Source organism: Yoonia sp. (genome assembly GCF_036007805.1).
Lineage (GTDB): Bacteria > Pseudomonadota > Alphaproteobacteria > Rhodobacterales > Rhodobacteraceae > Yoonia.
On record NZ_DASYOK010000287.1, the window covers coordinates 1 to 5,778 of the forward strand.

The 5,778-nt window shown below is 61.6% G+C and carries 10 protein-coding genes; all 10 read right to left on the minus strand.

Going from position 1 to position 5,778, the window contains the following annotated elements:
• Positions 1-49 precede the first annotated feature (49 nt).
• A complete protein-coding gene (locus VGP75_RS15200) occupies positions 50-931 on the minus strand; it encodes a phage/gene transfer agent baseplate hub protein (RefSeq protein ID WP_327544467.1) in 882 nt (293 codons plus the stop codon).
• Positions 928-1,560, minus strand: coding sequence for a phage distal tail protein, Rcc01695 family (locus VGP75_RS15205; protein ID WP_327544468.1), 633 nt, complete (start codon positions 1,558-1,560; stop codon positions 928-930). The genes VGP75_RS15200 and VGP75_RS15205 overlap by 4 nt, the downstream gene beginning before the upstream one ends.
• Positions 1,561-1,568: 8 nt before the next feature.
• A complete protein-coding gene (locus VGP75_RS15210) occupies positions 1,569-2,228 on the minus strand; it encodes an RcGTA-type gene transfer agent tail tape measure protein (protein WP_327544469.1) in 660 nt (219 codons plus the stop codon).
• Entirely contained in the window at positions 2,221-2,415 is a 195-nt protein-coding gene (locus tag VGP75_RS15215) for a rcc01693 family protein (protein WP_327544470.1), read from the minus strand. The genes VGP75_RS15210 and VGP75_RS15215 overlap by 8 nt, the downstream gene beginning before the upstream one ends.
• A gap of 2 nt (positions 2,416-2,417) precedes the next feature.
• Positions 2,418-2,732, minus strand: a complete 315-nt coding sequence (locus tag VGP75_RS15220; protein ID WP_055293032.1) for a gene transfer agent family protein — start codon at positions 2,730-2,732, stop codon at positions 2,418-2,420.
• Complete coding sequence (locus tag VGP75_RS15225) at positions 2,732-3,148, minus strand: phage major tail protein, TP901-1 family (RefSeq protein WP_055293033.1); 417 nt, start codon at positions 3,146-3,148, stop codon at positions 2,732-2,734. The genes VGP75_RS15220 and VGP75_RS15225 overlap by 1 nt, the downstream gene beginning before the upstream one ends.
• Before the next feature lie 30 nt (positions 3,149-3,178).
• Positions 3,179-3,592, minus strand: a complete 414-nt coding sequence (gp17, locus tag VGP75_RS15230; RefSeq protein WP_327544471.1) for a DUF3168 domain-containing protein — start codon at positions 3,590-3,592, stop codon at positions 3,179-3,181.
• Positions 3,589-3,927 (minus strand): head-tail adaptor protein, encoded by a 339-nt coding sequence (locus VGP75_RS15235; RefSeq protein ID WP_327544472.1) that lies wholly within the window; start codon positions 3,925-3,927, stop codon positions 3,589-3,591. Before VGP75_RS15235 ends, gp17 begins: the two co-directional genes overlap by 4 nt.
• Positions 3,924-4,523 carry a head-tail connector protein gene (locus tag VGP75_RS15240; protein WP_327544473.1) on the minus strand — a complete coding sequence of 200 codons (600 nt, stop codon included), beginning with the start codon at positions 4,521-4,523 and terminating at the stop codon, positions 3,924-3,926. The genes VGP75_RS15235 and VGP75_RS15240 overlap by 4 nt, the downstream gene beginning before the upstream one ends.
• Before the next feature lie 169 nt (positions 4,524-4,692).
• On the minus strand, positions 4,693-5,778 hold a 1,086-nt coding region (locus tag VGP75_RS15245), incomplete at its 5' end, for a phage major capsid protein (protein ID WP_414727813.1).

Consider the following 5,778-nt stretch of genomic DNA (forward strand, 5'->3'; position numbering starts at 1 on the left):
CCGTAGGGCGTGCCCAACCATGTGCGGGCAATCGTGACCACGCGATCGTTCATCGGCTCAGGCTCCCGCCCGTGTTGGGACGATCCGCGCGCGGCACGCTGACAAGCCAGTCATCGCCGGGAATATCGGGGAACCCCTGAAAGTTCAGAAAATTGTTGAATTTCTCACGGCATGTCACAGGGCGTTTATCACAGCCTGCAGTGATGCGGATCAGATCCCCCGCGCGGATCACAGCCTGTAACGGGGACCAGAGCGTGAGCACGCGTGTCTCGGTTCCGCTGTCACGCTTGATCACGCCTTGTAGTCCTGCGCCCGCACCGCTCAGCACCCGCAAAGTGCCATTCTCGAACCAGCCCGCGTTGAAGGAAGCGCCCGCTGCCACATCAAACACCCGCCCGTCACTGGGCACCGACAACGTATAATCAAACCGGTAAGACGCGTGATCTGTCGCGAACTTACAGTGCACGTCCCCCAGTACAGCACTACAGGTTTTGAGATAGGACCGCCCCTGCATCTGGTTCAATGCCGCGGTCAAGCCGTGCAATTCCGCCGTAAACCCGCCCGCACCGCGTGTGATCTCACCCAAGGTGCCGCGAAACAGCATTTTGCGCAGCGCCACATCATCCCAGCACACCAGCCAGACTTGCACTGCCGCGCCGTCAAACCGGCCCGCCAGAATATCGGCCTCGGCGATGGCGTCATCGCTGAGCATCCCAATGGCTTCGGTATTATTGACCGACAGGCCCGTCGTGCTCGCAATCGCCCGCGCGCTGAGCCCGTTCTGCGGCGCATAATACACCCCGTCAAACCGCAAAGTCCGGTCATGGTCGGTAAAGCCGAACAACCGGCCATCCCGCCGCACGATCAGCCAGCAATGGCAGGTATGCGTGGTGCCCGATTGCAGATGGGCGGTGAGTGCATCACTGGTCATACGCGCACCTCGATCACGGGGACATTGGGCACTTGGCCCGCCTGAAAGCTGGACATCGAGGTCATGATTACATCGGTGTCAAAACGCACCGGCACATCGAATTCAAAGCCTGCGCGCACCTCGGCTGTGTGGTCAGGGGCATGCGTAAAAGTCAGCGTGCCAGTGGTATGGTCTACTTCGTAATCCACATCCTGCATCACCGGATCACCGCCAACCTGCACGCGCACCGACCCCGCCACGGGTTTGGTAATCGGGCGGCGATACACGGTATCACCCGACCGGTAGGCCTTTTGCAGTTGAAAGAGGCGTGTTGTTGCATCACCGACGCCGATCAGCTGATCCGATGACGTGACCGCCGCCGAAGGACGGCACGACAAATAATCGCTCCAGTCCTTCCAGCGAAAGCCGATCAACTGCCCCTGTCGTGCCTCGAAGAAGGCAATCAGCGTCTCCACGTCGTCCAAAGACCGCAACCCCAGACCCGCATCATACCGCCTGCGCGCATGCGCCCAGGGCGTGTTGCGTTCCTCATAGCCGTTGGCCAGCGTCACGATCTCGGTGCGCCGCTCGGGCCCGCCCAAAGCGCCAAAGCTTAACGAGGCGGGAAATCTCACATCATGGAAAGTCATATCGGCTCCTAACGGTGACGGTCACTGCGGCCCAAAGCGCGGCTCATCTGCGCTGCGATCTGGCCACGGCTGCGCTGAAACCCCTGCACATCAGGGGTTGTGATATTCATGTTGACCGTGACCGCGCCGCCCCCGCCGCCACGCACCCCCAAGGTGCCGTCCGGGCCACGGGCCAGCGGCATGATCGCCTCGGGCCCCGCCTCGCCCATCAGGCCCATGCCACCGCGCATCGGGAAACTCGTCGCCTGCGCGACAACCCCGCCTTTGGCAAAAGGCATCACGCGGCCTTGGGAAAATGTGCCACCATCGGCAAAAGGCATCAGGCCCGAAACGACCGCATTCAGCCCGTCCGCCATCAAGCCGCCAAAGTGGTCGGTCACAGGGTTCATCGCCGCCGCATAGACCGTTTTCGACATTTTCTCGGCCAATCCACCCAGCACATCCGACAGGCTCCGCCCGTCCAGCACCAGCCCGTCAAAGGCCTGCCGCAGGCCTGTGGAAAAGCCGCGCTCCAGATTGCCCAGATCACGGCTGGTTTGTACCAGCGCGCCTTGCATCTGGCGCAACTGGTCATCAAAGGCCGCTGTCATTGCCGCGGCATCAGCCAAACTGTCCTGCAAGCCATCGACGCCGCCTTCAAGCGCGTCAATCCTGTCGATCTCATCCATTTCTTTCGTCCTTCACGTCGTCAGGGAAATCACGCAACAAAGCATCAAGCTGCAATCGACCCAAAGGGGCCTTGGCCGCATCCGCCCCCAGCATGATTTGCAATTCGGCAGGGGTGAGCGCCCAGAATTGCGCAGGCTGCAGGCGCAAATGATGCAGCCCCGCCTGCATCAGACCCGGCCAATCCATGCCTACTCCGGCACCGCAAAAGCACGTGCCAAGAGCGTGGCGGCCAGTTTGGCAGCACCGACAGGCCCACCTGCGATATCAGCGGTCAGCAGATCGGCCATCGTGCCCGTCCATCCGCCCCCGCGCAGCCCTGCAACAACCACGGCCATTACATCGGCACCGGAAAACGCAGCCCCCTCGAACCGGCGGATCAGGTCAACCAAAGTGCCTGTTCCCAGCGTCGCCTCCAGCTCGGCCAAGGCGCCCAGCGTCAGCTTGCAGGTGTGCGGTACACCGTCGATCATGATCGTCACCTCTCCGGCCCAGGGGTTCGCCATCAGATCAGCGCCACAAAATTCAGCGCACCGGCAGAGGCCAGCGACAGCTCATAAGTCGCCTCACCATTATAGGATCCTGCATATTCAATCGCGGTGATCTGGAACGGCCCTTCCAATGTGCCGAAACCCGGCACGATGACCTGAAAATCAGGGGTCTCACCATCAAAGAAGATCTGGCGCGCCCGCTCGTCCGTGGCATCATCCTTGAATACCCCCGAGCCGGAGATCGCCGCGGTTTTCACACCGGCACCGCCCAGCAGCTCACGCCAGCCGCCTTCGCTTTCAAGGCTGGTGACATCAACCGTTTCGGCATTCAGGCTGATGCGGGTTGCCCGCAGCCCTGCGGCCGTTTCGAACATCCCCCCGCCGGTCATATCAATCTTGACCAACAGGTCCTTACCATTTTGTGCAGCCATCAGGCGTACTCCTTTCGAAATTCGGTTGGGTTACGTGTCATCCGCCACGCGGGCACGAAAATTCAGGTTGATCTGGCGCACGGCACCGGTGCCGACACGGGCGGCTTTGGCTTTGTGGAAATTCAGCGCGACAAGGCTGCCGCGTTCCAGACTGAGCGGCGCATCGACCAAAGCATCGCAGACAGCCGCCGCTGCCGCCTTGGCACTGGCAAAGCCCGCGCTTTGCGTCACGACCGAGATCACAAGATCATGCCACGCCCCGTTGCCTGTCTTGTCGGACGCATCGCGCACGTCCTCGGCCCCCAACACCACATAAAGCGGCGGCAACGGGCCCGCAGGCAGCGCATCATAGATATCCGCACCCACCAGAACCGACAGCGCGGGATCCGCGCTTAACCGCTGAAATATCGCCGTCTGAAGGGCGCCTGAAACGCTATAGGTCATGGCGATACCTCTTCTTCGGCGTGGCAGGTCAGATAGGCCCCGCCTTGCACACACTCGGCCACCGCGTGAATATTGAAAATACGCGCACCGTCGCGCAGGCGCTGGCCCGCCACAGGCCGCGAGGGCGCACCATAAGGGGCCGCGCGCACGGTGATCCGGTAGGGCACGCGCGACAGTGTTGCCGCCGTCTCGGCCTTTTCACGCCCGGCACCTGCCTTGAGTTCGGCCCAAAGCACCCCCAACGGCTCCCACTGGCGCGCATAACCGCCTGCGCCATCCGCAATCTTCATGGGCGCCTCAAGGACCAGCGCACGATTCAATTGCGGCGCGCTCATTGGCTGCCCCCCATGAACAGACGCACAGTCCGGTAGCGTTCGATCAGCGCCTGCACGCCCATCGGCATGGTCGGGGCATTGCGTGCCACATCATGGCGATATTCGTAAAAATGCGCGGCCAGCAGCATCACAGCCTGCGCAAGATCGGCGGGCAGATCGCGCCATTCGGGGCCAAAGCCCGCCAGCATCCCGATCCGCACAGACCCGCCATGCGGAAGGTTTGGCAAGAACGTCCCCACAGGCCGCAAACCGGGGCGCTGCATGTCAGGGTCCAGAGACCAAAGGGCACCGTCAACGTCGGTTTCGTCTCCGCGCGCATTCACCAGCGTCACCGCACTGATCGCGCTGACAGGCGCAACAGGGAGCGGCTGACGGCGCGCATCGCGCCAGGCGGACAGGCGCCAGCTGAACTCGCGCGCGATCAGGATCTTGCCGGTGCGCGCCTCGATCGCGGCCAGCGCCGCGCGCAGATAGCTTTCCAGCACTGCGTCTTGAACTCCATCATCGGAAAACCCCGATCCCAGGCGCAAATGGTCTTTGAATTCAGCGACCGGAAGCGCCGAAAGTGGCACGGTGGTCTCTTCGACTAACATCATGGAATTACTCCGCAAATTCTGGCCACCTATCGGCCCTTAGGGCCCCGGACGCACCCGCCCCCCGCATTGCTCGGACGGAAGGGAACTGCTAGACAATGCGAGGATTGTCTTGATGTGCGCCCGGGGGTTGGGCACCGCATCTCAGCGGCACCCGTTTCACAGCTCAGCCCTAGCTGACTGCGAACCTCAGCAGTTTGATCGCGGCAAAATCGCTGACCGCTCCGCCCACGCGCTTGGTGGCATAGAAAAGCACATGCGGCTTGGCCGAGAACGGATCGCGCAACACGCGCAGATCAGGGCGTTCAGCCACGGTATAACCGGCACGGAAGTCACCAAAGGCCACGGCCATCGCGTTGTCGGCAATATCGGGCATGTCCTCGGCGATCAGCACACGGTAGCCCAACAGACGCGCAGGCTCGCCCATCGCCAGACCATCGACCCAGACGAAACGGCCATCGTTGTCCTTGAGCTTGCGGATATGGCCTGCGGTCTTGGAGTTCATCACAAAGGTCGCATTGGCGCGGTATTCCGCCCCCAGCGCATAGACCAGATCAATGATCGGATCAGCACGGGTAATGCCGCCAGCCGTCTCGGAGGGCACATAGCCAAGGTTGCCCCATGTCCAGCTATCGTTGTCCACTGTTCCATAAGTCAGCAGACCTGTTGGCTTGTCGATGCCGTCACCCGCGATAAATGCGTTCGCTTCAGCACGGGCAAACTTGTCCGCGATGCGGCCAGCCAACCAGCCCTCGATGTCGAACGCGCTGTCATCCAGCAAACGCTGCGATGCCTTGGGAAGGGCGGACAATTCATGCAGCGGAATGGAAATACGCTCAATGCGCGGTGTGTCGGTTTCCGTGACCGCACTGCTTTCTGTGGCCCAACCCGCACCCATTTCCGAGTGGTCGACCAGCACGTCATAAGACGTCGCATCGACGTTTACTACGCTGGCAATCGACCGGATCGACGCAGTCGAAGACAGCGTGTTCTGGATCGTTTCGGCTGTTTGCGGATCGACCAGATAGCCCCCATCAGCGGCAATCGCCGTTCCCATCGCCTTGCCTTCGATCTCAAGGCCGCGCAAACCATCATCATCGCCAGAGCGCAGATAGGCGGCAAAGGCCTTCTGGTGCGGCGCATCCTGTGATGCCGCATGGGCCAGTGCCGTGCGGGTCGTCATCATTGTCTTTCGGTCCAGCTTGTTCATCCGGTCATCCTGTTTTTGAAGTTTGGCATTCACGCCGTGGGAAAAGTC

Coding starts and splice junctions, on each gene's coding strand:
- VGP75_RS15200 (WP_327544467.1), bottom strand. CDS start 931: ATGACCAGTGATGCACTCACCGCCCATCTGCAATCGGGCACCACGCAT.
- VGP75_RS15205 (WP_327544468.1), bottom strand. CDS start 1,560: ATGACTTTCCATGATGTGAGATTTCCCGCCTCGTTAAGCTTTGGCGCT.
- VGP75_RS15210 (WP_327544469.1), bottom strand. CDS start 2,228: ATGGATGAGATCGACAGGATTGACGCGCTTGAAGGCGGCGTCGATGGC.
- VGP75_RS15215 (WP_327544470.1), bottom strand. CDS start 2,415: ATGGATTGGCCGGGTCTGATGCAGGCGGGGCTGCATCATTTGCGCCTG.
- VGP75_RS15220 (WP_055293032.1), bottom strand. CDS start 2,732: ATGGCGAACCCCTGGGCCGGAGAGGTGACGATCATGATCGACGGTGTA.
- VGP75_RS15225 (WP_055293033.1), bottom strand. CDS start 3,148: ATGGCTGCACAAAATGGTAAGGACCTGTTGGTCAAGATTGATATGACC.
- gp17 (WP_327544471.1), bottom strand. CDS start 3,592: ATGACCTATAGCGTTTCAGGCGCCCTTCAGACGGCGATATTTCAGCGG.
- VGP75_RS15235 (WP_327544472.1), bottom strand. CDS start 3,927: ATGAGCGCGCCGCAATTGAATCGTGCGCTGGTCCTTGAGGCGCCCATG.
- VGP75_RS15240 (WP_327544473.1), bottom strand. CDS start 4,523: ATGATGTTAGTCGAAGAGACCACCGTGCCACTTTCGGCGCTTCCGGTC.